This window comes from Pseudomonas sp. B2M1-30 (genome assembly GCF_025447575.1).
In the GTDB taxonomy this organism is placed as follows: domain Bacteria; phylum Pseudomonadota; class Gammaproteobacteria; order Pseudomonadales; family Pseudomonadaceae; genus Aquipseudomonas; species Aquipseudomonas botevensis.
This window is the reverse complement of sequence record NZ_JAOEJT010000001.1, coordinates 480,766-503,675: the sequence shown is the minus strand read 5'-3', so window position 1 is coordinate 503,675 and position 22,910 is coordinate 480,766. Positions and strand designations below refer to the sequence as shown.

The 22,910-nt window shown below is 59.9% G+C and carries 25 protein-coding genes; 9 read left to right on the top strand and 16 right to left on the bottom strand.

The window, feature by feature from the left end; all coding sequences use genetic code 11:
• Positions 1–50 precede the first annotated feature (50 nt).
• The 3 genes from N8H74_RS02335 to N8H74_RS02325 are packed head-to-tail and all read left to right on the top strand — an operon-like array spanning position 51 to position 2,330.
• Positions 51–476 carry a hypothetical protein gene (locus tag N8H74_RS02335; protein ID WP_262146043.1) on the top strand — a complete coding sequence of 142 codons (426 nt, stop codon included), beginning with the start codon at positions 51–53 and terminating at the stop codon, positions 474–476.
• A gap of 9 nt (positions 477–485) precedes the next feature.
• A complete protein-coding gene (locus N8H74_RS02330; protein ID WP_262146042.1) occupies positions 486–947 on the top strand; it encodes a hypothetical protein in 462 nt (153 codons plus the stop codon).
• Positions 948–977: 30 nt separating this feature from the next.
• A complete protein-coding gene (locus N8H74_RS02325) occupies positions 978–2,330 on the top strand; it encodes a lysozyme inhibitor LprI family protein (protein ID WP_262146239.1) in 1,353 nt (450 codons plus the stop codon).
• A 156-nt stretch (positions 2,331–2,486) separates the two neighbouring features.
• Here the strand turns inward: N8H74_RS02325 and N8H74_RS02320 are convergent, their stop codons facing one another.
• On the bottom strand, positions 2,487–2,864 hold the full coding sequence (locus tag N8H74_RS02320; RefSeq protein ID WP_262146041.1) for a DUF6124 family protein: 378 nt from the start codon (positions 2,862–2,864) through the stop codon (positions 2,487–2,489).
• A gap of 586 nt (positions 2,865–3,450) precedes the next feature.
• On the opposite strand from N8H74_RS02320, the gene N8H74_RS02315 reads away from it, so the two are divergent.
• Positions 3,451–3,834 carry an SCP2 sterol-binding domain-containing protein gene (locus N8H74_RS02315; RefSeq protein WP_217829213.1) on the top strand — a complete coding sequence of 128 codons (384 nt, stop codon included), beginning with the start codon at positions 3,451–3,453 and terminating at the stop codon, positions 3,832–3,834.
• Positions 3,835–4,044: 210 nt separating this feature from the next.
• Positions 4,045–5,412 carry a hypothetical protein gene (locus tag N8H74_RS02310; RefSeq protein WP_262146040.1) on the top strand — a complete coding sequence of 456 codons (1,368 nt, stop codon included), beginning with the start codon at positions 4,045–4,047 and terminating at the stop codon, positions 5,410–5,412.
• 89 nt (positions 5,413–5,501) lie between these two features.
• On the opposite strand, the gene N8H74_RS02305 is transcribed toward N8H74_RS02310, so the two are convergent.
• The 6 genes from N8H74_RS02305 to exbB all read right to left on the bottom strand — a co-directional run bounded on the left by N8H74_RS02305 (position 5,502) and on the right by exbB (position 12,313).
• On the bottom strand, positions 5,502–6,902 hold the full coding sequence (locus N8H74_RS02305) for an aminoacyl-tRNA deacylase and HDOD domain-containing protein (protein WP_217829215.1): 1,401 nt from the start codon (positions 6,900–6,902) through the stop codon (positions 5,502–5,504).
• Between the two features lie 79 nt (positions 6,903–6,981).
• Positions 6,982–9,057: an ATP-dependent DNA helicase RecG gene (gene recG / locus N8H74_RS02300; protein WP_262146039.1), complete on the bottom strand. Its 2,076-nt coding sequence runs from the start codon at positions 9,055–9,057 to the stop codon at positions 6,982–6,984.
• A 9-nt stretch (positions 9,058–9,066) separates the two neighbouring features.
• Positions 9,067–9,996, bottom strand: a complete 930-nt coding sequence (locus N8H74_RS02295) for a hydrogen peroxide-inducible genes activator (RefSeq protein WP_217829217.1) — start codon at positions 9,994–9,996, stop codon at positions 9,067–9,069.
• Positions 9,997–10,178: 182 nt separating this feature from the next.
• Positions 10,179–10,928, bottom strand: a complete 750-nt coding sequence (locus N8H74_RS02290) for an energy transducer TonB (protein WP_217829218.1) — start codon at positions 10,926–10,928, stop codon at positions 10,179–10,181.
• Positions 10,925–11,353: a TonB system transport protein ExbD gene (gene exbD / locus N8H74_RS02285; RefSeq protein WP_053125060.1), complete on the bottom strand. Its 429-nt coding sequence runs from the start codon at positions 11,351–11,353 to the stop codon at positions 10,925–10,927. The genes N8H74_RS02290 and exbD overlap by 4 nt, the downstream gene beginning before the upstream one ends.
• A gap of 6 nt (positions 11,354–11,359) precedes the next feature.
• A complete protein-coding gene (exbB, locus tag N8H74_RS02280; RefSeq protein ID WP_262146038.1) occupies positions 11,360–12,313 on the bottom strand; it encodes a tonB-system energizer ExbB in 954 nt (317 codons plus the stop codon).
• A 188-nt stretch (positions 12,314–12,501) separates the two neighbouring features.
• Here exbB and N8H74_RS02275 point away from each other — a divergent pair, with 188 nt between their 5' ends.
• Positions 12,502–13,359: an SDR family oxidoreductase gene (locus N8H74_RS02275; RefSeq protein WP_217829220.1), complete on the top strand. Its 858-nt coding sequence runs from the start codon at positions 12,502–12,504 to the stop codon at positions 13,357–13,359.
• A 60-nt stretch (positions 13,360–13,419) separates the two neighbouring features.
• On the opposite strand, the gene N8H74_RS02270 is transcribed toward N8H74_RS02275, so the two are convergent.
• From N8H74_RS02270 to N8H74_RS02245, 6 genes are all read right to left on the bottom strand, one after another.
• On the bottom strand, positions 13,420–14,160 hold the full coding sequence (locus N8H74_RS02270; protein ID WP_217829221.1) for a hypothetical protein: 741 nt from the start codon (positions 14,158–14,160) through the stop codon (positions 13,420–13,422).
• Between the two features lie 73 nt (positions 14,161–14,233).
• Positions 14,234–14,614 carry a RidA family protein gene (locus N8H74_RS02265; protein WP_003229509.1) on the bottom strand — a complete coding sequence of 127 codons (381 nt, stop codon included), beginning with the start codon at positions 14,612–14,614 and terminating at the stop codon, positions 14,234–14,236.
• Between the two features lie 27 nt (positions 14,615–14,641).
• Entirely contained in the window at positions 14,642–16,747 is a 2,106-nt protein-coding gene (gene spoT / locus N8H74_RS02260; protein ID WP_217829222.1) for a bifunctional GTP diphosphokinase/guanosine-3',5'-bis pyrophosphate 3'-pyrophosphohydrolase, read from the bottom strand.
• Between the two features lie 57 nt (positions 16,748–16,804).
• Positions 16,805–17,068: a DNA-directed RNA polymerase subunit omega gene (rpoZ, locus tag N8H74_RS02255; RefSeq protein ID WP_217829223.1), complete on the bottom strand. Its 264-nt coding sequence runs from the start codon at positions 17,066–17,068 to the stop codon at positions 16,805–16,807.
• A 167-nt stretch (positions 17,069–17,235) separates the two neighbouring features.
• Complete coding sequence (gene gmk / locus N8H74_RS02250) at positions 17,236–17,856, bottom strand: guanylate kinase (RefSeq protein WP_025112706.1); 621 nt, start codon at positions 17,854–17,856, stop codon at positions 17,236–17,238.
• Positions 17,857–17,868: 12 nt separating this feature from the next.
• Positions 17,869–18,732, bottom strand: a complete 864-nt coding sequence (locus N8H74_RS02245; protein ID WP_217829629.1) for a YicC/YloC family endoribonuclease — start codon at positions 18,730–18,732, stop codon at positions 17,869–17,871.
• Between the two features lie 270 nt (positions 18,733–19,002).
• Between N8H74_RS02245 and rph the strand changes: the two genes are divergently transcribed.
• Entirely contained in the window at positions 19,003–19,725 is a 723-nt protein-coding gene (gene rph / locus N8H74_RS02240) for a ribonuclease PH (protein ID WP_262146037.1), read from the top strand.
• Between the two features lie 28 nt (positions 19,726–19,753).
• Positions 19,754–20,122 carry a DUF4870 domain-containing protein gene (locus N8H74_RS02235; protein ID WP_217829225.1) on the top strand — a complete coding sequence of 123 codons (369 nt, stop codon included), beginning with the start codon at positions 19,754–19,756 and terminating at the stop codon, positions 20,120–20,122.
• A gap of 64 nt (positions 20,123–20,186) precedes the next feature.
• On the opposite strand, the gene N8H74_RS02230 is transcribed toward N8H74_RS02235, so the two are convergent.
• Positions 20,187–20,966, bottom strand: coding sequence for an exodeoxyribonuclease III (locus tag N8H74_RS02230; RefSeq protein WP_007920349.1), 780 nt, complete (start codon positions 20,964–20,966; stop codon positions 20,187–20,189).
• 82 nt (positions 20,967–21,048) lie between these two features.
• Here N8H74_RS02230 and pyrE point away from each other — a divergent pair, with 82 nt between their 5' ends.
• On the top strand, positions 21,049–21,693 hold the full coding sequence (pyrE, locus tag N8H74_RS02225) for an orotate phosphoribosyltransferase (protein WP_202369197.1): 645 nt from the start codon (positions 21,049–21,051) through the stop codon (positions 21,691–21,693).
• Between the two features lie 46 nt (positions 21,694–21,739).
• Here pyrE and N8H74_RS02220 read toward each other — a convergent pair whose 3' ends face one another.
• Together N8H74_RS02220 and N8H74_RS02215 are read right to left on the bottom strand one after the other, a co-directional pair.
• On the bottom strand, positions 21,740–22,123 hold the full coding sequence (locus N8H74_RS02220) for a hypothetical protein (RefSeq protein ID WP_262146035.1): 384 nt from the start codon (positions 22,121–22,123) through the stop codon (positions 21,740–21,742).
• Positions 22,113–22,682, bottom strand: coding sequence for a hypothetical protein (locus N8H74_RS02215; RefSeq protein ID WP_262146034.1), 570 nt, complete (start codon positions 22,680–22,682; stop codon positions 22,113–22,115). The genes N8H74_RS02220 and N8H74_RS02215 overlap by 11 nt, the downstream gene beginning before the upstream one ends.
• Positions 22,683–22,910: the final 228 nt, after the last annotated feature.

Genomic DNA, 22,910 nt, shown 5'->3' with positions numbered 1-22,910 from the left:
GAAAGAGATGCGCCGCGGCACTAGCCCGTGGGGTTATGGACCTCTATAACATGAAAAATTTTTGCTTTCTTTTTTTTGCGCTATTTCCTTCAGGCGCCAAGAGCGCAGTCACCAGCGAATCACTCTGCTTCGAACTTTCCCAGTCGAGCCCGGTAAAGTTCGAACTCCGCACCTACTACGACGAAGCCAGCAAATGGTCAGGCGGCTTTGTTAAGTACGCCAAATCCAGCGAACCTATTTCCATTGTGCTGACGAACTCCCAAAACGAGGTGCTCGCCCCGGATGTACCTTGGCAGGTCACCACCACATGGGCTGAGGTCGTGGACGCCAAAGTCACGGGAGTCTATGAACTCGTGACTCAAGGGCCACAGATTGTCTCGATGTCGTACACGAAGAAACTCAACGGTAAGAAGTACGATTTTCTTGCCAATACCAGCGTCGATTCCTCCTCGGAGTCCGGTTGCAAGTGGGAGTAGGGCGAGTACATGCATTTCAAAAAATCAGGGGCGTTACTGCTAGGCCTGCTCTGGACGTTCCCGGCGTTGGCCGAGGTGACCAAGTTCAGCCCAACCCAGGGCACCGAAGCGACGCTTGCACTGGAGGGGACCACGCTTGTGCTTTCGGTCATAAACAATGGCCACAACGAATCCCGAACAATCACCTTCGAAGCCGAAAACGAACTGCGTGTGCAGCTTGATGATTTCAATTTCGACGGCATGAAAGACTTCGCGGTCTGGCAGGTTGATGACGGCATGGGCACGTACACCATCCACAGGATTTTTGTTTATCAGCCCGACACCGCCACCTTCCAGGAGCTACAGCCCGCTTGCGGCGATGGTTTCGTCAACCTCCGTGTCGACAGTAAACGCAAAGTATTGCTCAGTGCTTATTGGGGAATGAATGGCCCCAAGCAATGCACAACCCGCTTTGCCAAGCGCAAAATCTGAATGATCTGAATGAGTCAGGGATTGAACACATTGAACCGTTTTGTTTTCGCATTAATCGGCGCGTTATTGCTGCCGGTGTCGGCGGTGTATGCACAGGATGACTGCACTCAGGTTTCTTCAAGTCTGGAAATGCTGCCGTGTTCCGAGTCGGCGAAAAAGTCTGCTGATACGCAGTTGAACGTCAGCTATCAGCAGTTGATGGCACGGCTTGAGACACAGTATCGGGCGGATCCTGCGCTGGGCTCGGCATACGCCGCGAAGGTCAAAGAGTCGCAACGTGCGTGGCTGAAATTGCGCGATGCGAATTGTCCTTTGGAAGCGTTCGAAATTGAGACCGGCCAGCCGGCGTATGTGACCACCGTTAACTTGTGTATCGCCAGGATGAGTCGCGATCGGTCGGTGTTTTTGGACAATATCGCGTCCGATAGCGGCAGTGGCTTGGCATTTGGGCGTGGCTCGTGCCCTACGCAAGACTTCGCCCAGTTTCTTCCAGCCTTCTCCGCCAATGCCGAATCGCAAAAGCGACTGACTGCGCAAGCGGTGAAATTATTGGTGTTGAAGGGGACGTCGGATATAGGACGGATAGTGACTCACGTCACCGCAGAGGTGGGACGCGACATGGCGTTTCCCTTAATGGCTGTGGTGCCTGATGGGAAAGTCGAAGGGATAGAAATCGAGAAGGTGGACGATCGTCACGTTGACGTTGTGGATAAACGTGCCGGAAACAGCAATATCAAGATCTTCAACTTTTCGCGCAAAGCCTGCTGGACTCTTGACGGGGTTGAGGACTGGTCGATTCCCGAAAAGGAGCTTTCTGTAGCCAGTACGCGTTCATTAAGTCGTGAGGAAAATTTTTGCTCACAGCGTGCGCAAGGATTCGCTGGCTTAGGTGGTCTTGAGCAATACCGTCTGACAGGAGAACTTTTTGAGGCTGCTTTGGAAAACTATCTGTGTGCGGCTGCTTCCGGCGATCCAATCTCCAGTGAAACTGCGGCTGGACTGAGTCTGTCGGGTATGGCTCCGCAGTTGGAGTACAGCAAGGTTGAAGCTCTTTTCAAAGCTGCCGCTGTTAACTCACCAGGTGGGGCAGAGTCTCTTGCAGGCTTTTATTGTTTCGGCAACGAAACCGCTGGGAGAGGGCCGTGCCAGCGGCCAGCTGACGTGGAGAAAGAGCTTATTCGCGCCGGCTCCATGGGGTCGGCGCATGCAATCGTTTCGCTTGGCGACTATTGGAAGAGTGGCGATCTCGGCGAGAAGGATATTCCTCGTGCCTTGGCGTGTTACCAGCTTGCCGCCGATAAGGGCTACGAGTCAGGTCTCAGTGCGGCTAAGCGACTTCAGTCGGAAGTGATTGAGCCGATAGCTCCGAGCAAATGCTATTAGTACGCCTCATCTGAGTCTTCGCGAAACCATCGATGAAGAGGTTTAGGGTTGTTTTGGAAAACTCGGGCTCATTCTCGGCCTGGCCGATGGTGTGGAGGCGATCCACGAGAAAGGGGACTTAACGTCCCCTTTTTCAATTTCACGGCATGCAGCCCATCAACCCGGCATACGCCGCATCTCCCGCTCTTCCTGATAATCCAGCGCACCTTCGACCATCAACCGCGCGCCGTCGGCCATTCGGCTCAGGGCCAGGGCGACGGAGCGGCGGGTGCCGTCGAGGTCGTCGGCCAGGTCGGCGGCGATGGCGCTGATGGACAGCAGGTCCTGGGAGGCGTTGGACATCAGGGCTTCGGCGTCGTGGTCGGCGGAGAGGGTGAAGAGGGCGCCTTTGTGTTTTGGGCGGGATGGTTGGGCACAGGGCTTGAAGTGGTGGTCGAGGGCGCGTTCGGCCGCGTCGTGGAATTTCTTCGAGTCGGGGGATTCGTAGGGCGAGGTTTCGGGGTTTTCGGGAGGATTTGGGGTTGGTTTGATCATTAGGGCTTACTCCAGATTTAAGGAGCCGACACCAATTCGCTCGCACTTCGAAAGTGGTGGCAGCTGTGCATAGGTGTGCAAGACCGGTGGAGTTACCCGGCAGGCCCGAAGACCTCCCATACACAGCAGCCATAACGATTCGCGAGCATAGAAAAACGCCCGATGAATTGCCATAACCGAATGTGTACTCCGCCGAACTTGCACGTTCGAGCCGCCGATTTTGCGGCGACAGCCAGAGATTATCGACGATCCCTCACCCCGCCTAGTTCATGCACCGCCCGGCGATTTGCAGGACATTTCCCACGTTTTTGCAGGGCGGCGGTGCAAAAGATCGCAGCCTTGGGCAGCTCCTACAGGATTGTGTTTCTTCAGGTGTAGGACGATGGCTCGGCATGACGCCCAGCCTCACGGGATGCATCTGCGAGGCGAAACAGGGAGGCGATCAACCCCAAACCAAAAAGCGTGACTTGGTAGTCATCAGTCGAGAAAAGCGCTGCATCGTCTTCTATCAGTGCCGGATAGTGGCGAATCCGTCCGAATCCCTTACACTCCCCCAGCCGTTCATTTTCCTTTTGAGGCTGTGCGCATGAAATTTCGTTTTCTTCTGTGGATGCTGGGTCTGTTGATGGGCAAGGCCAGTCGGACCAATCCTGCGTTCCAGCAGCAGTTGGGTGACAAGGAGCTGGTGTTTCAGCTACAGACCCTGGACGGCAAGGTGGCGCGGCATTTCCGGGTGAAGGATCAGCGGATTACCAGCCAGTCTGGCGTGTATCCCGAGCCGGCGTTTGCCATTGCCTTCAAGGATGCGGCGTTTGGTTTTGCCACGATGCAGGCGAAGAACAAGCAACTGGCGTTCATGCAGGGGATTCAGGACAAGACGATCCAGATCAAGGGCAACCCGGCGCTGGTGATGTGGTTTCAGGGGCTGACCAAGTATTTGAAGCCGAAGAAGGCCAAGCCCAAGGCCTGAATCAAGTTCGAACAAGGCCAGTATTCGAATGATGGAAGGGGACCCAAGGTCCCCTTTTTCATGCGTGCGAAACTCCCTCGACAGCCGGTTTTCCACTCTGGATGGATACACACCTGTCAGATCTGACAGGTGCCAGCTCCGGGTTATTGGTGTTCCATCAGCGTGGTGTCCTGCAGTGGAGGACTTCTGACACTCATGGAGAGCACGACGATGAATCAAGCACTCGGCATCAAGCAGCCAGGTACATTCGATCCAGCATTCAACAAGGGAAAGTTTCTCGGACTGCCCTTTTCTGGACGCTCCGAACTTTCGGCGGACGGGGTCCTGGCGTTGCCGGAGGGCAAGGCGATCATCCTTTCCCGATCCTGGGAAACTCCCGAGAAGTATGTGCTGGCGCGATTGAACGCGGATGGTTCTGCGGATACGCAGTTTGGAGAAAACAATCAGGGCATTGTCGAGGTACGGATCAAAGGCCTCATTGACCTGATGATTTTCAGCATCACCCACACTGAGAACGGTGGGTGGCTGGTTTTCGCACAGGGCACCTTTGAGCAGTACACCGCGTTGCTATTGATTCGCCATCTCCAGGACGGTGAGCTGGATTTAACGTTGAACGGCAACGGGATTCTCAACATTCCTTACGGCAATTTCGGTAACTCCGGTTATGACGCCATACCCGTAACCGCTTCCAGTCGGATTGATGCTCAAACCTCGAACAGCGCCGGGCAGCTTTCCCAGGGCGGCGCAGTTCCGGTGATTGCGCAGGCTGACGGCAAGATTGTCATCGTCTCCAATGCTTACAACCGATCCGGAAAGATCCAGGCCATCGTCTTGCGACGTAATGCGAATGGTTCCCGCGACACGAGTTTGAACGAAAAAGGTTCTGCATTCGTCGAGCTTGAGGGGGTCATGTATGACTGGAGTACGGGCATGGGGGTAGCCCTTCAGCCGGATGGACGCATTGTGGTTTGCGGCGATTTTTTCAATCAGGAGAGAGGCATATCCGGCGTGTTTGTAACGCGCCTTACCTATGCCGGCAAGGGCGACAATGAATTCAATGAAGGACGCCCTGTAACGCTCACCAGTGGCTTTTCGATGCGTTTGCACTCGGTATCGCTAAGGGAAAGTGATGGCCGGATCGTCGCAGTCGGCAGGTCCAGGGAGGCGCTGGAAGAGCGCCAGAAAGGGTTGATCATGGTTTTGAACAAGAGCGGCTCTTACAGCCTCCCTTTCAATAAAGGCAAGCCGCTGTATTCAGGGTTTCTTTCTCAAGGGCTCAACTGGCGCTACTGCGTATCACAAGAAGACGGCGCGATCGTTGTGGGTGGAAGCGTCGGAGCCGGCGTCATTGATGACGAATTGTCTACGGTGGTCGCGCGTTTTCTACCGGACGCCACTCTGGACCCGATTTTCGGCGGAAAAGGCTACAGCGTGTTCAATGAGAGCGAGTTCATTGAAGAACCTGCCGGCATGGCGATGCGCGATGAACGACTCTTTATGTGCGGTTCTTTTTGGCAGGATCAAGACCCGTATCCCAGCGTAACTGGCGGATTTGTTCTGTGTTATCTGTTGCGATGAACATTGGATAAGCCAGGGTCACGGTTTTTCGCGAGCAGGCTCGCTCCCACAGGGATTGCGTAAACCCTGGGGAGCGGGCCTGTTGCGTATCAGGCCTGGCTGAACTGCGAAGCCAGTTCGCGCAGCAGCACTTCCGCTTCCAGCACTTTGCTGACCACGTCGTTGGCCTTGTCGCGAGTCAGACCCACACGCTCCAGCAACGCATCCGGAATGTCTTCATCCGGCCCCGAGCCAATGCCGCGACTGCGCAGCAGGCGCACGGCCAGGCACACGAGGTTCGGGTACTCGGCGTAGGCGCCGTCGTAGCTCGGGTCATGCTGGAAGCGCAGGGCGGTGGCCAGTTCGTCCGGCATGTCCCAGTAGCGCATCAGCCAGGAGCCGATCTGTTCGCGGCTGATGCCCAGCAGGTGTTGCTCGACATAGCTGTGGCACAGGTGCGGATTGACCTCCAGGTGGCGGCAGATCAGCGAGAAGTGCGGCGGGAACACGTGGGCCAGCAGCAGGTAGCCGAAGTTGTGCAGCAGACCGGCGAGGTAGGTCAGGCCGGCTTCCGGGCGCTGGGCGCGCGGCATGGCGCGGGTCAGGCCTTCGATGACGGCGGCGGTGTAGATCGACTGCTGCCAGTATGGCGTGGTGTGTTGTGGGTGGTCTTTGGGCAGGCTCAGGGTCTTGCCCAGGGCCAGGCCCAGCGCGAGGTTGATCACCAGATCGAAACCGAGGACGCGGACGATGGCGTCTTCCACCGAGCGGATCTTGCCCGGCGAAGCGTAGTACGGCGATGCCGCCCAGCTCACAACCTGCGCGGCCAGCGCCGGGTCGGTTTCGACCACGCCGGTGATGTCGTCGATGGTGGCATTGGGGTCGACGCGCAGCTTGATGATTTTCTGTGCGGTTTCGGCCAGCGGCGGAATCTCGATGGTTGCTTCCAGGCGTTGCTGGATGCGTCGTGCGGTGAACGCCTGCACGGCCTGGGTGATTTCCTCGCGGTCATCGTCGGGGCGGTCGAGGTTCGGCCGGATGCTGCTCAGGGCTTCGCCGAAGTTGGCGGCGCTGGCCTTGGTCAGCATGGTCTTGAAGGCTTCGCTGGTGATTTCCAGCAGCACGCCCGGCTCGCCGGAGTTGATCAGCAACTTCGGCTCGCGCAGCAGGCCTTCTTCGTAGAGGCACGGCGAGCTGGTCAGCGCCGGCAGGCCCGGCAGCAGGCTCAGGCTGTGTTTGCCGAGCATCTTTTCCAGGCGCTCGGTGGACACGGCGGTGAGGCGGCGGCCCGTCAGTTCGGCGAGGCGGTTGAGGTCCAGCAACTGGCTCTGCGGGAACAACACCATCAGCGCTCCGACCGCGTCGTCCAGCAACACGGCCTGCACCTTGCGCGAGGCATTGAGGCCGTGGTGGTCGAGCACTTCTTCGAAGGCAATGCCGAGTTTGTCGAGCAGCAGCCGAATGACTGACGGAGCGTGCGGAGTGTCGGGGGCGAGAGCAGCTTCGGTCATGGTCTGTATCCGTTTTTGAAACAATTACCGGAGTATAACCAGCTTGCTCGGAACGAGCTGTCAGAAACTGCGACGGTGCTCACACTTGGCCGTATTGCTGCCCGTGGCGCAGCCAGCGGTCGAGCAACGGGCTGACGTGGGTCGGCCAGCGTTCCAGCAACGCCTGGGCGGCATCGCGCACGGCGGGCAGCAGATCGGCGTCGCGCATCAGGTCGGCGACCTTGAATTGCAGCAGGCCGGTCTGGCGGGTGCCGAGCATTTCGCCGGGGCCGCGCAGTTCGAGGTCTTTTTCGGCGATGACGAAACCATCGTTGGTTTCGCGCATGATGCCCAGGCGCTGACGACCGATCTGTGACAGCGGCGGGTGATAGAGCAGCACGCAATGGCTGACCGCGCTGCCCCGGCCGACCCGGCCGCGCAACTGGTGCAGTTGCGCGAGGCCCAGGCGCTCGGGGTTTTCGATAATCATCAGGCTGGCGTTGGGCACGTCGACGCCGACTTCGATCACCGTGGTCGCAACCAGCAGTTGCAGGTTGCCGCCCTTGAATTCGGCCATGACGGCGGCTTTTTCGGCGGGCTTCATGCGGCCGTGGATCAGCCCGACTTTCAGCTCGCCGAGGGCGGCGGTGAGGTCTTCGAAAGTGGTTTCGGCGGCCTGGCAGGTCAGCTCTTCGGACTCTTCGATCAGCGTACACACCCAATAGGCCTGACGCCCTTCGGCGCAGGCGCTGCGCACCCGTTCGATGACTTCGACGCGACGGGTGTCGGTGACGAGTACGGTGTTGACTGGCGTGCGGCCCGGCGGCAGTTCGTCGAGGATCGAGGTGTCGAGGTCGGCGTAGGCGCTCATCGCCAGGGTTCGCGGAATCGGCGTGGCGGTCATGATCAGTTGATGCGGACACATGCGCCCGCCAACGCCTTTCTGCCGCAGTGCCAGACGCTGTTGCACGCCGAAGCGGTGCTGTTCGTCGATGATCACCAGCGCGAGGTTCTTGAACTGCACTTCGTCCTGGAACAGCGCGTGGGTGCCGACCACCATCGGCGTGCCGCTGGCGATCTGCTCCAGCGCGGCCACGCGGTTCTTGCCCTTGAGCTTGCCGGCCAGCCACGCCACCTCGATGCCCAGCGGTTCGAGCCAGCGCTTGAAGGTGATGAAGTGCTGCTCGGCAAGAATCTCGGTCGGCGCCATCAGCGCGACCTGATAACCCGCCTCCAGCGCTTGCAGCGCGGCGAGGGCGGCGACCACGGTCTTGCCGGCGCCGACATCACCCTGGATCAGGCGCAACATCGGTTCGTGCTGGCTGAGGTCGTAGGCGATTTCGTTGCCGACGCGCTGTTGGGCGCCAGTCGGATTGAAGCCGAGGTTGGCCAGGTATTTGGCCGGCAGCTTCGTGGCTTTCGGCATCGCTGGCGCGCGCAGGGAACGCATGCTTTCGCGCAGGCGCTGCTGGGAGAGTTGGTGAGTCAGCAGCTCTTCGAAGGCCAGACGATGTTGCGCCCAGTGATGACCGAGGGCCAATTCGTCGACGTCGGCGTCGGCGGGCGGGTTGTGCAGGTAGCGGATCGCGTCGGCCAGTGGCGCCAGTTGATAGTCGCGGGCCAGTTCGGTCGGCAGCCAGTCGGGCAGGGTGGCGGGCTTGAGCAGGGTCAGGGTCTGCAGGCACAACTGGCGCAGACGCTGCTGGGTCAGGCCTTCGGTCAGCGGGTAGACCGGGGTCAGCGTTTCATCCACCGGCGGCGGTTCGTCGCCGTTGATCGCGCGGTATTCCGGGTGGTAGATCTCAAGTCCCGAGGCGCCGGGCCGGGCTTCGCCGTAGCAGCGAATCCGTGTGCCGCGCTTGAGGCCTTCCTTCTGCGCATTGCTGAAGTGGTAGAAACGCAGGCTGAGGCCGCCGGTGCCGTCCTGCAACCGCACCACCAGGCTGCGCCGTCGGCCCATGACCACATCGGCACCGCTGACGGTGCCTTCGACCACGGCGTCCTGTCCCGGCCGCAACGCGCCGATCGGCACCACGCGGGTGCGGTCCTGATAGCGCAGCGGCAGGTGGAACAGTACGTCCTGCAAGTTCTCCAGGCCGACCTTGGCGAGTTTCTCGGCCATGGCTTCGCCGACACCCTTGAGTGCCGTCACCGACACTTGCGACAACTCGCTCATGACGTTCGCTTAACCCGCCGTGACCGGTGCCGCTGGCTTGGCGACCGAGCACAGGCGAATGGAGTCGGCGAGGATTTCGATAGCTTTCGGCCGTGGGAAGCTCGCACGCCAGGCAATGGCGACGGTGCGGAACGGCACGGGCGCCGACAGCGGCCGCACTTCGATCACGCCCGGTGCGTAGTGATGGCTGTCCACCGCCGACAGCGGCAGGATCGAAATGCCCAGGCCCGAAGCGACCATGTGGCGAATGGTTTCCAGCGAGCTGGATTCAACCGTGGTGTGCTTGGCGCCGTCGTTGCCTTTGGTCAGGGTCGGGCAGGCCTCGAGTACCTGATCACGGAAGCAGTGGCCTTCGCCGAGCAGCAGCAGGCTCTTGTCGTTGAGCAGGCCGGCGTCGATGGATTCCTTTTGTGTCCACGGGTGCTGGGCCGGCATCAGGACGTAGAACGGCTCGTCGTAGAGTTGCAGGGTCAGCACGTCGGCTTCGTTGAACGGCAGGGCGATGATGATCGCGTCCAGCTCGCCGTTGCGCAGTTTGTCGCGCAGCACGTGGGTGAAGTTTTCTTCGATGTACAACGGCATCTGCGGGGCGACCCGGTGCAGTTGTGGGATCAGGTGCGGAAAGAGGTACGGGCCGACGGTGTAGATCGCGCCGACTTTCAGCGGAGCGGTCAACTGGTTCTTGCCAGCCTGGGCCAGTTCGCGGATGCCCTGGGCCTGTTCCAGTACCTTCTGCGCCTGGGCAACGATGCTCTCGCCGACCGGGGTCAGGCGCACGGCGCTTTTGCTGCGCTCGAAAATCAGCACACCGAGTTCGTCTTCAAGCTTTTTCACGCCCACCGAAAGGGTCGGCTGGCTGACGTGGCAACGCTCGGCCGCGTGGCCGAAATGCTGCTCTTGGGCGAGGGTAACGATGTAGCGTAATTCTGTGAGAGTCATAGCAAGCGTCCATGAAGATGCGGGCCAAGCATACCGGCTGCAATCGATAGACGCACGTTATCAGACTGAGTGAGGCGTGCGACACCGGGCAATGCCGGTTTGCCAGGGATAGATAAGCAAAAGGCACCTTTCGGTGCCTTTTTTGGCTGGAGCTATTGGTTGGTGCATCAGCCTGCGGAAGATCAGCGACGTTTTTCCAGCGAGTACACAAACGGCGCAACAATTTCGATCGAGCCATTGGTCAACATGTCGGCCGGTGGCTTGGGCAGCGGTTGGGCGCGGCGGATCATTTCCAGGGTGGCCCGGTCCAGATCGGCGTTGCCGGAGCGGCCCACCAGTTCGAACGACAGCACGTTGCCTTCGGCATCGACCACGAAGCGCAGCCGGTTCAAGCCTTCCTTGCCCCGCGCCTGAGCGCTGGCCGGGTACTTCTTGTACTTGCCCAGGTGCGCAAGCAAGGTGCCCTGCCAACTGGCTTTGGCCGCCATTTGCGCAGGCGACGGGCCTGGCGCAGGTTGGGCGGATTTCTCCGTCGGCGCCTGGGTCGGCTGGGTTTCCGCCGGTTTTTCCTCGGACGGTTTTTCCTTCACCGGTTCCGGCTTCTTCTCCACCGGTTTGGGCGGCTGAGGTTTCGGCTTCGGCTTGGGTTTGGGCTGAGGTACGGCGATCTCGGCCTTCGGCGCCTCAGCCAGTTTCGGCAGCGGCAACTCTTCGACCGGAGCCGGTGGCTGCGGCGGTGTGACGACTTTCGGCGGAGCAGGCGGTGGCGGGGCCGGAACCGGCGCCAGCTCGACCATCATGGCCTGGGGAGGCAACTCGATGGGCGGGCGGGCGGTCCAGTTCAGCGCCAGCGCGATGGCCAGCGCGTGAACGCCCAGCACCACGACCAGGCTACCGCTGTAACGCGTCAGCTTATGGCGCGTCGTGATCATTTCTTGGCTGCCGTCTCGAGTCCGACCAGACCGACTTTCAGGTAACCGGCCGAACGCAGGTTGTCCATCACGCTCATCAGGTCGCCGTAATCCACGCCTTTGTCGGCCTGGAAGAAAATGGTCGTGTCTTTCTTGCCTTTGGTCCGGGCGTCGAGGGTCGCGCCGAGGGCTTCGGGCTTCACTTCGTCTTCACCGAGGAACAGGCGCTGGTCAGCCTTGACGCTGAGGAACACCGGTTTCTCCGGCCGTGGCGCCGGTTTGGCGGTCGAGGCAGGCAGGTCGACTTTGATGTCCACGGTGGCCAACGGAGCGGCCACCATGAAGATGATCAACAGCACCAGCATCACGTCGATGAACGGTGTGACGTTGATTTCGTGGTTCTCGGCCAGATCGTCGTCTGCGCCTTCTTTCAAATGCAGGCCCATGGCCGATTACCCCACTTTGACCATGTGCGGCTGCGAGCTGCGCTCAGGCTGGTGGTCGAGGTCGCGGCTGACCAGCAGCAGGACCTGTGCCGAAGCATCGGACACCTGCGCCTTGTAACCGGCGATGGAGCGGGCGAACACGTTGTAGATCACTACCGCAGGAATCGCCGCGACCAGACCCAGTGCGGTGGCCAGCAGCGCTTCGGCGATGCCCGGTGCGACAACGGCCAGGTTGGTGGTCTGGGTTTTGGCGATGCCGATGAAGCTGTTCATGATGCCCCATACGGTGCCGAACAGGCCGACGAACGGTGCGGTGGAACCGATGGTGGCGAGTACGCCGGTGCCGCTGCTCATGTTGCGGCCACAGGCAGCCACCAGGCGCTCGAGGCGGAAGCTGACGCGTTCCTTGATGCCTTCTTTCTCGCGGGCGTTGGCCGACAGGCGCATTTCTTCGAGGGCGTCATGCACCAGCAGGTTGGCGAGGGTGCCTTCCTTGCCGGCGGTGGCGCTCGCTTCTTTAAGGGTGACGGCTTTCTTCAGGTTGGCGATTTCACCGCGCAGACGACGCTTGGCGCCCATCAGCTCGAAGCCTTTGGCGATCCAGATGGTCCAGGTGATGATCGAAGCGATGGCCAGACCGATCATCACGATTTTCACGATGATGTCGGCGTTCTGGTACATGCCCCATGGCGACAGGTCGTGGGCCATGCCCAGGGTGTTGTCGGCTTCGAGGACTTCCGGTGCGGCGTCGACAGCCGAGGCATCGACAGCCTGAACCGGATCGGTGACGACTGGCGTGGTAGCCGGGGCGGCATGTTCGGTCGCGGCCGGGGTGGCTGGCGCTTGTGCGTCAGCGAACGCGGCGACCGGCGCCAGCGTCAGGCTGAGCAGCAGGGCGACCACGGCGCTCCAGGCGCTGGCTCGTTTGGTTGGCGAAGCGGAGGTTTGATTACGTGTCATGCTGGCCGGACCTGAGATAGAAAAACGGTGATGCTCTTCCAGGCCTCGTGAGGCCGAGAACAAAAGTGGCGTGCATTATTGCAAGTAATTCTTGTTAACAAAAGTAATAGAGTAGCTTTTTTTCCTGCATTGCTAGCCGCTCGTCCCTTGCCGAGGCTAGTCTGTGGCTTTCCGATGGGAGATTTTTGATGTCCGCGCCTTCTGTTTTGATCGCCGGCTGCGGTGATGTCGGCAGTCGTCTGGCTACGCAATTGCTGGCCGGGAACTGGCAGGTTTATGGTTTGCGTCGCTCGATTTCGCGTTTGCCGGCCGGGGTGATCGGTGTGGCGGGTGATCTGTTCAACGCCGAGTGCCCGGCTGACTGGCCGTCGGGTTCGCTGGATTATCTGGTGTACAGCGCCGCCGCCACCGAACATGACGAGGCGGGTTACCGCGCCGCTTACGTCGAGGGTTTGCAGCATGTGCTGGGCTGGCTGAAGCAGCATGGCCAGCAGCCGAAACGGATTCTGTTTGTCTCCAGCAGCAGCGTTTACGGTCAGCAGAATGGCGAATGGGTGGACGAGTCCTCCGAGACGGTCGCGGCCGGTTACTCGGGGCGCTTGATGCTCGAAGCCGAGCAGGTGGCGCTGACCAGTGGCATCCCGGCGAGCATCGTGCGCCTGACCGGCATCTATGGCCCTGGCCGCGAATGGTTGCTGACCCAGGTGCGTCGCGGGTATCGGGTGGCGATCGATCCGCCGCTCTATGGCAATCGCATTCACGTCGATGACGCGGCGGGGTTGATGGCGTTTCTGCTGGAAACCGATCGACGTGGCGTCGCGCTGGATGACGTCTATATCGGCGTGGACGACGCGCCGGCACCGCTGGCCGACGTGGTGGCGTGGTTGCGCGAGTATCTGGGTGTCACCGAATGGGCGGAGGACGCCAGTGTGCGTCGCACCGGCAGCAAGCGTTGCAGCAACGGGCGGGCGAAAGCGCTGGGCTGGACGCCGAGGTATGCGAGTTTTCGCGAAGGTTATGCGGCGATTCTTGAAGGGCGCTGCTGACGTTTAAACGCTGAAAACGACTGTGGGAGCAAGACTGCTCCCACAGGGATTTCTACGGCTTTATTGCTTTTCGAGCAGCCATTTGCGTTCGCCGGGGGTGAACTGCGGCTGTTCGTCCGCCAGCGCCGTGTTGACGGCCTGCAGGATTTCCAGCTCTTTGCCCTTGCGCACGAAAATCCAGTTGTTGCCCTGGCCGTTCTGTTGCAGCCACATGCTGTCATTGCCGCCGCTCATTGATGCGCAATCACCCGCCAGGCACAGGGCATAGCGGTCGGCACCCGGCAGGCCGGACACCTGGCCGTCGGCCTGAAACTGCACGGCACTGCCTTCGCCCTGGCCGTTGACGATTGTCCAGTTGCCGCCCAGATAGGCCGCGTAAAGCGCACGCTCGAAGCTGGCGCCGATCGGTGCGCCGTCCGGCACTGGAATCTGTGCGCGGTCGAAAAGCTGTTCCGGCTCGTTTTCGCTGGCGACCTGTTGCAACTGGCGGCCGTCGCGTTTCAGCTCGCTGGCGGAGCTGCCATAGAAGTCGACTTTCCAGGCGCCGGACTGTTCGCCCAGCAGCCGTCCTTCAACATTCTCGAAACCATTGGTGTAGCGGGCCTGGCTGGCCTTGGTGTTGACGTCCCATTCCAGGTTCGGGCCGTAGGCCTGAAGCGCTTCGCGCAGGGGGCCGCCCTTGGCAGCGGCATCGATGGCGACCTGATTGATCCAGGTGCCGCTGATGTCACGGTCGGCAGGGTTGCTGGCGCAACCACCGAGGAAAATGGCGAGCAGCGAGAGAGCAAGCGCTTTGCGCATGGTGGAATCCTTTCAAAACCTTTTCTTTACCGCAGAGCAGTCGGCGCGGCGTTTGAAGGCCGCGCCGTGCGCATTACTCGATGACCAGGATGGCATCCATTTCAACCTGCGAACCCTTCGGCAGGGCAGCAACGCCGATGGCGGCGCGAGCCGGGTACGGCTGGTCGAAGTACTTGCCCATGATCTCGTTGACCTTGGCGAAGTGGCTCAGGTCGGTGAGGAAGATGTTCAGCTTGACGATGTCCTTGAACGAACCGCCGGCTGCTTCGGCCACGGCTTTCAGGTTCTCGAACACCTGGACGGTCTGGGCTTCGAAGCCTTCGACCAGTTCCATGGTTTTCGGGTCCAGCGGGATCTGGCCCGACATGTACACGGTGTTGCCGGCCTTGATCGCCTGGGAGTAAGTGCCGATGGCGGCCGGGGCCTTGTCGCTGGTGATGACGGTTTTGGTCATGTATGACTCCTTGTAATGGCTGGAGGGCTACGCGCGCATACGGGTGATGCGGATCACGCCGGTCAGGGCGCGCAGTTTCTTGATCACGCGGGCCAGGTGTACACGGTCGTGAACGCTGACCACCAGTTGAACGACGCTGATGCGACCATCGCGCTCGTCCATGCTGATTTTCTCGATATTGCCGTCGGCCGCGTTGACGCTGCTGGCCAGCAGGGCGATAAGGCCGCGCTGGTGTTCCAGTTCGACGCGCAGTTCGACGTTGAATTCGCCGGTGACATCCTTGGCCCACGAGAGCTGGATGCATTTTTCCGGGTTGTGGCGGATTTCGCTGATGTTGCGGCAGTTGTCCAGGTGCACCACCATGCCTTTGCCCGCCGACAGGTGCCCGACAATCGGGTCGCCCGGGATCGGCGTGCAGCACTTGGCGTAGCTGAGTACCAGGCCTTCGGTGCCGCGAATTGCCAGCGGGCCTTCGGGGCTTGGCAGTTGCTCGCCTTCGCCGAGCAATCGGCGCGCCACGACATAGGCCATGCGATTGCCCAGACCGATGTCTTCGAGCAAGTCTTCGATCACTTCGAGGCGGTACTCGGTGAGCATGGCCTGGACGCGTTCGGCGGAAATCTGTTCCAGCGAGCTGTCGAAGCCGTTGAGCACCTTGTTCAGCAGGCGTTCGCCGAGGCTGATGGACTCGGAGCGGCGTTGCAGTTTCAGCGCGTGACGGATGTGCGTGCGGGCCTTGCCGGTGACCACGAAATTGAGCCACGCCGGATTCGGCCGCGCGCCGGGAGCGCTGACGATCTCGACCGTGGAGCCGCTTTGCAGCGGTTCGGACAGCGGTGCGAGACGACGGTTGATCCGGCAGGCAATGCAGCTGTTGCCGACGTCGGTGTGGACCGCGTAGGCGAAGTCGACCGCCGTAGAGCCTTTCGGCAGCTCCATGATCCGGCCCTTGGGCGTGAACACGTAGACCTCGTCCGGGAACAGGTCGATCTTCACGCTCTCGATGAATTCCAGCGAGTTGCCGGCGCGTTGCTGCATTTCCAGCACACCCTTGACCCATTGGCGGGCGCGGGCGTGGGTGCCTTTCGGCTGTTCGTCACCGCTGGACTTGTACAGCCAGTGGGCGGCGATGCCGTTGTTGGCCATCTCTTCCATTTCGCGGGTGCGGATCTGGATCTCGATCGGTACGCCGTGCATGCCGAACAGCGTGGTGTGCAGCGACTGATAGCCGTTGGCTTTGGGAATCGCGATGTAATCCTTGAAGCGTCCCGGCAACGGCTTGTACAAATTATGTACGGCGCCCAGCACGCGGTAGCAGGTATCGACCTTGTCGACGATGATCCGGAACGCATAGACGTCCATGATCTCGTTGAAGGCCCGACGCTTGCCGCGCATTTTCTTGTAGATGCCGTAGAGGTGTTTCTGACGGCCGCTGACTTCGCCCTGGATGCCGTCGATCGCCAGGCAGTGCCCGAGTGACTCTTCGATCTTGTTGACGATTTCCTTGCGGTTGCCCCGGGCGCGCTTGACGGCCTGGTAGATCCGCGCGGAACGCATCGGGTGCATCGCCTTGAAGCCGAGGTCTTCGAATTCGATACGCACCGAATGCATGCCCAGGCGGTTGGCGATGGGCGCGTAGATTTCGAGGGTTTCCTTGGCGATGCGCCGGCGTTTCTCGCCGGACAGCACTTCCAGCGTGCGCATGTTGTGCAGGCGGTCGGCGAGCTTGACCAGGATCACGCGGATGTCGCGCGCCATGGCCATGGCCATTTTCTGGAAGTTTTCAGCTTGGGCTTCGGCCTTGGTCTCGAAGTTCATCTGGGTCAGTTTGCTGACCCCGTCGACCAGTTCGGCGACGGTTTCACCGAACTGCGCTTGCAGCGCTTCCTTGGCGATACCGGTGTCTTCGATCACGTCATGCAGCATCGCGGCCATCAGGCTCTGATGGTCCATGTGCATGTCGGCAAGAATATTGGCCACGGCAAGAGGATGCGTGACATACGCCTCGCCGCTGCGGCGGCGCTGGCCGTCGTGGGCCTGTTCGGCGTAGAAATACGCTCGGCGGACCAGATTGACCTGGTCCTGACCGAGGTAGGTCGATAAGCGATCGGCGAGGGCGTCTATGCTCGGCATGATGACTCCTGCCGCAAGCTGTGATCCCGCGCCGTGCTACGTCGACCAGGCATAGGCTTAAACGGCCTCGTTGGACTCGTCCTCGAACGCAGCGAAGACCGGGTCTTCGGTGACGATTTCTTCGGCGGCGATGAACTCGGGGGTGCAGATGCCTTCAGCAATTTCACGCAGGGCAACAACGGTAGGCTTGTCATTTTCCCATGCGACTCGCGGCTCTTTGCCACCGGTCGCCAGTTGACGGGCACGCTTGGTAGAGAGCATGACCAGCTCAAAGCGGTTATCCACGTGTTCTAGGCAGTCTTCAACGGTTACGCGGGCCATGGTCTTCCTCGTAGCAAATGCAATATGCGCGGTGCCCGGATGGGCGAGCGGACTCAGCAGTTTAAAAAAACACCAGCGATTAGGGAAGCGCTGATTTTTTGACCAACCTTTCCAACGCGCTACAAGTGCCAATGTAAAGCCCTTGCAGCGGTTTTGGGAAGTGTCGGTTAACCCAGCAATTCAGCCAGCAGTTTGCCGAAACGCACTTGCTGGCGTTTCTGTTGCAGCTGGTTGGCGCGGAAAATCGCTTTCAGATCGTCCAGCGCGTGGGCGAAATCGTCGTTGATGATCAGGTAGTCGTACTCGACGTAGTGGCTCATCTCGCTGACCGCTTCGCGCATCCGCCCGTCGATGATTTCGTCGCTGTCCTGGCCACGGTTGGTCAGGCGCTGGTGCAGGGCCTGAAGCGACGGCGGCAGAATGAAGATCGAACGTGCCTGCGGCATCAGCTTGCGCACCTGCTCGGCGCCCTGCCAGTCGATTTCCAGAATCAGGTCGTGACCTTCGTCCAGAGTCTGCTGCAGGCGGCTTTGCGAGGTACCGTAGAAGTTGCCGAAGACTTCGGCGCGTTCGAGGAAATCGCCGTGCTCGCCCATCTTCACGAACTCTTCGCGGCTCACGAAGTGGTAGTTCACGCCGTCCACTTCGCCCGGACGCATGGCACGGGTGGTGTGGGAGATCGAGACGCGGATCTCTGGATTGGCGTCGGTCAGGGCCTTGACCAGGCTGCTCTTGCCCGCACCCGATGGGGCGGAAATGATGTACAGGGTGCCGGTGCTGTGGGTCATGTCGGGGTAGCCTTACTCAATATTCTGCACTTGTTCGCGCATCTGCTCGATCAACACCTTGAGGTTGACCGCCGCCTGGGTGCTGCGCGGGTCGAAGGCCTTGGAGCCCAGTGTGTTGGCTTCGCGGTTGAGCTCCTGCATCAGGAAGTCCAGGCGCCGTCCGGCGGCACCGCCGGACTTCAGAACCCGGCGAACTTCGATGATGTGGGTGCTCAGGCGATCCAGTTCTTCGGCCACGTCGCTCTTTTGCGCGAGCATGACCATTTCCTGTTCCAGGCGCTGCGGATCGAGCTCGGCCTTCATGTCGGCGAAGCGATCGAGCACCTTCTGGCGCTGGGTGGCGAGCATCTGTGGAACCAGTTCGCGCAGCGTCGTCACGTCTTCCTCAATGGAAGTCAGGCGTTCGTTGATCAGGCGCGCCAGCTCCGCGCCTTCGCGCTCGCGACCGGCCTTGAGCTCTTTCAGGCCCTGATTGAACAACGCCAGGGCTTCGGCGTTCAGCGCCTGCGGGTCGCTCGCGTCGGCCACCAGCACGCCAGGCCAGGCCAGCACTTCCAGCGGGTTCAGTGCGGCGGGATTCTTGATCAGCCCGGCGACGGTTTCGGCGGCGGCGACCAGTTGCGCGGCGCGCTCGCGATCCACTTGCAGCGGTTTGCCGGTGCTTTCCTCGGTGAAGCGCAGGGTGCATTCCAGTTTGCCCCGCGACAGGCCCTGACGCAGCGCTTCGCGCACGGCGCCTTCGAGGTCGCGGAACGACTCCGGCAGGCGCAGATGGGGTTCCAGATAGCGGCTGTTGACCGAGCGCAGCTCCCAGCTCAGGGTGCCCTGGGCGCCGGCTTTCTCGACGCGGGCGAAGGCGGTCATGCTGTGCACCATGGCGGTGACCTCGCAATGCAGATCGGCGCGGAACATGTGCTCCGCAAGCCCGATATCAATGAATTTAAGCCGACTGGCAGCAAAGGCGCAGGATTGTAGCGCAGTGCGGCGGATGCGCCCAAACACACGGTGTGACAAAGGGCTGCAGGCCGTCGGCGATGTACGTTTCAGGGCCTTCAGTCGTCGGTCGGAATTTTTAGGCAGTGCCCAGGCGCGGTGCGCGGCCCTATAATGCTCCGCAGTTTTCCGTCCCCAGTACAGGTATCTCCTATGAAACGTCCAAGTGGTCGCGCTGCCGATCAGCTCCGCTCGATCCGCATTACCCGCAACTACACCAAGCACGCCGAGGGATCGGTACTGGTCGAATTCGGTGATACCAAAGTCATCTGCACCGTCAGCGTCGAGAACGGCGTGCCACGTTTCCTCAAGGGCCAGGGCCAGGGCTGGCTGACCGCCGAGTACGGCATGCTGCCGCGTGCCACCGGCGAGCGTAACCAGCGTGAAGCGAGCCGTGGCAAGCAGGGCGGCCGCACTCTGGAAATCCAGCGTCTGATCGGTCGTTCCCTGCGCGCTGCGCTGGACATGTCCAAGCTGGGTGATGTCACGCTGTACGTCGACTGCGACGTGATCCAGGCTGACGGCGGCACCCGCACCGCGTCGATCACCGGCGCCATGGTTGCGCTGGTCGATGCGCTGAAAGTGATCAAGAAGCGCGGTGGCCTGAAAGGTGGCGATCCGCTCAAGCAAATGATCGGTGCCGTGTCGGTGGGCATGTATCAGGGCGAGGCCGTGCTGGATCTGGACTATCTTGAAGACTCCGCCGCCGAGACTGACCTCAACGTAGTGATGACCAGCACTGGCGGCTTCATCGAGGTGCAGGGCACCGCAGAAGGCGCGCCGTTCCAGCCTGAAGAGCTGAACGCGATGCTGGCGCTGGCGAAGAAAGGCATGAACGAGATTTTCGACCTGCAAAAGGCGGCGCTGGCCGACTGAGCAGGCACACAACCGCAAGGAGAACGCGATGAGTGATGAACAAGAGTTGCTGCCCAAACCGAGCCAGGAAGTTCGGCAATGGGCGATGTTTTGTCACTTGTCCGCCTTGCTGGGGATCTGGATTCCGTTCGGCACGCTGATCGGGCCGCTGGTCCTCTGGCAGATGAAGCGCGAGATGGACCCGTTCATCGACGCCCAGGGCAAAGAGGCGCTGAACTTTCAGATCACCGTCGCGATTGCCTCGCTCATTTGCTTCCTGCTGATGGTGCTGATTATCGGCTTCGTGCTGTTTGGCCTGGTGGCGATTGGTGCGCTGGTGCTGACGATCATCGCCGGGGTGAAGGCTAACGACGGTTTTCCGTATCGCTATCCGTTTACCTGGCGCTTGATCAAGTAGCCCACTCCCGCGCACAAAAAAACCGACATCGCTGTCGGTTTTTTTGTATCTGCGAAAAGACGCCTCAGATGGTCAGCGTCCAGTCGTAGTCGACGATCAGCGGCGCATGCTGCGAGAACCGAGGCTGACGCGGCAGGCGTGCGCTGCGCACGAAGCGCCGCAGGCCCGGGGTCAGGATCTGGTAGTCGAAGCGCCAGCCGAGGTTGAGCATCTCGGCCTGTTCGTTGTCCGGCCACCAGCTGTACTGATCGCCTTCGCGGCTGACTTCGCGCAGGGCATCGACATAACCCATGTTGCCGACAATCTCGTCCATCCAGGCGCGTTCAGGCGCGAGGAATCCCGGGGATTGCTGGCTGTCGCGCCAGTTTTTGATGTCGAGCTTCTGCTGCGCCACGTACAGCGAGCCACAATAAATGTACTCGCGACGTTTGCGCCGCTGTTTGTCCAGGTACTTGCCGAAGTCGTCCATGAGCTTGAACTTCTGGTTCAAGTCCTCATCGCCGTTCATCCCCGAAGGAAGCAGCAAGGTGGCAATACTGACTTTGTCGAAATCTGCTTGCAGGTAGCGCCCGTAGCGGTCGGCCGTCTCGAAACCGAGACCGCTGATGACAGCCTTCGGTTGCAACCGCGAATACAAAGCCACGCCACCTTGGGCAGGGACTTCAGCATCGCAGGCATAAAGGAAGTAGCCGTCCAGTTGGAAGGCTGGGTCATCCAGTTCAAAGGCGGAGGCACGGGTGTCCTGCAGGCAGATGACGTCGGCATTCTGTGCTTGCAGCCAACTGAGCAAACCTCGCTCGACTGCAGCCTGAATACCATTGACGTTCACACTGATGATCCGCATAAATGGCCCCAAAAATCGCGTGCGTGTATGATACACGGCGTCAAGCTAATTAGCTAAATCCGTGGTATTTGGGGTTTTTTTCATGCAAGCGTATCAGCGCGATTTCATTCGTTTTGCCATCGATCGCGGCGTTTTGCGCTTCGGTGAGTTCACCCTGAAGTCCGGGCGCACCAGTCCTTACTTCTTCAACGCCGGCCTGTTCAACTCGGGTTCGGCCCTGGCACAGCTGGGGCGTTTCTACGCCGCCGCCATCGCTGAAAGCGGTATTCCGTTCGACGTCCTGTTCGGTCCGGCCTACAAAGGCATCCCGTTGGCGGCGACCACCGCCGTGGCACTGGCCGAACATCACGACCGTGACCTGCCATGGTGCTTCAACCGCAAGGAAGCCAAGGCCCACGGCGAAGGCGGCAGCCTGGTTGGCGCCCCGCTGACCGGCGAGGTGCTGATCATCGACGACGTGATCACCGCCGGCACCGCGATCCGCGAAGTGATGCAGATCATCGCTTCCCAGGAGGGTGCCAAGGCCGCCGGCGTGCTGATTGCCCTGAACCGTCAGGAGCGCGGCAACGGCGAACTGTCGGCCATCCAGGAAGTCGAGCGTGATTTCGGCATCCCGGTGATCAGCATCGTGTCGCTGAATCAGGTGCTGGAATTCCTCGCGGACGACCCGCAGCTCAAGCAACACCTGCCAGCCGTGGAAGCGTATCGCGCGCAGTTCGGCGTCTGATTGATAAAAAAGGCCCTGTGAATCAGGGCCTTTCTTTGGGTGCTGCTTAATGTAGCTCGCGCCATTTGGTCAGTAGTCGAACGCATATCCAAATGTTGAGTGCCGCAAATACCAATAGTGCATACGCCACCATTACAAAAAGTGTATTTCCTACATCAAAGTCCCACAGGTCGAGCGTACTGCTACGCATGATTTTTACCAAGGGCGGCAAGTTAACGTAAAACAGTGCTACGAAGGCAATTGCCAGTGGCAATGCACAACTGAAAAAGGTGCTCAACACTTTCTTTCTGCTGCGTTTTCTAGCGAGCTCGCCGGGTTGCGCCCCGTCTAGCTCGAGGGCTTCGTTCAATTTTGGCCACGCCAAATTGAACATGAACGTAGTCAGGGTTAACAGCAGGCCACTAATGGCAACAATGTCACTAAACGACATCTAGACCGAGCGTCCGGCGTAGTAGGGCGTGAGAATCCTCGCTGATCTCAAACTGTCCAGCGCTACCTTTGCGCTTTGTTATTGGTTTGAAAGTGGGTTCGTTTTGCGTGATCAGCATATTCAGCTCATCCCGGATGACGTCAGAACTGATGACCACCAGATAAACCGTTTGCGAAAGTCCCGCGGACTCAATGACGGCCCTCATGCTGTTCTGCAGTGTTTCGTCGAGCTGATTACGAAAGCGAGAAACTGTGTTCTTCAACAGTGTTTTGCTTTGGCTTTGTGTCAGTTGGAAAATTGTCGAAATCTGCGATTCAGTTGGCAGTGTCTGCCCAAAATAGCTTTGAATAAGATAAAGCAGACGATCCTGTTTTGCCTCGTCAGCCCGGCTTGGCATTCCGCCTTCTACTAGCATTTTAAGGTATTCGGTCAAGCTGGCTTTGGCTATCCGCTGTAGAGCATCGGCAATTTCATGGTCAGAAATTCTGAGGGTCTTCTTGACGGGCTCTCTTTGCTCTCGATCGAATGCCTGTGAATCAATCGTAAACGAGATATCCATGGCTCAGACTCCTTGATCTGTTGTTGTTTTTCGGAGGTAAGGGGCGTCTTCGGCATCGCCTTCGTTGAAGCTGTTTCTTCAACGGTTCGATATGTCACCCGCATCTAGTCGTTAGAAGCGTAGAGGTCTGTAGAGGATTCGCCACGTCAGCTCAAGTATTTCTTACGCGCACAAAAAAGACCGCAGACTTCAGCCATATCAAGGAAAATTACGCACAGGGTGCGATTT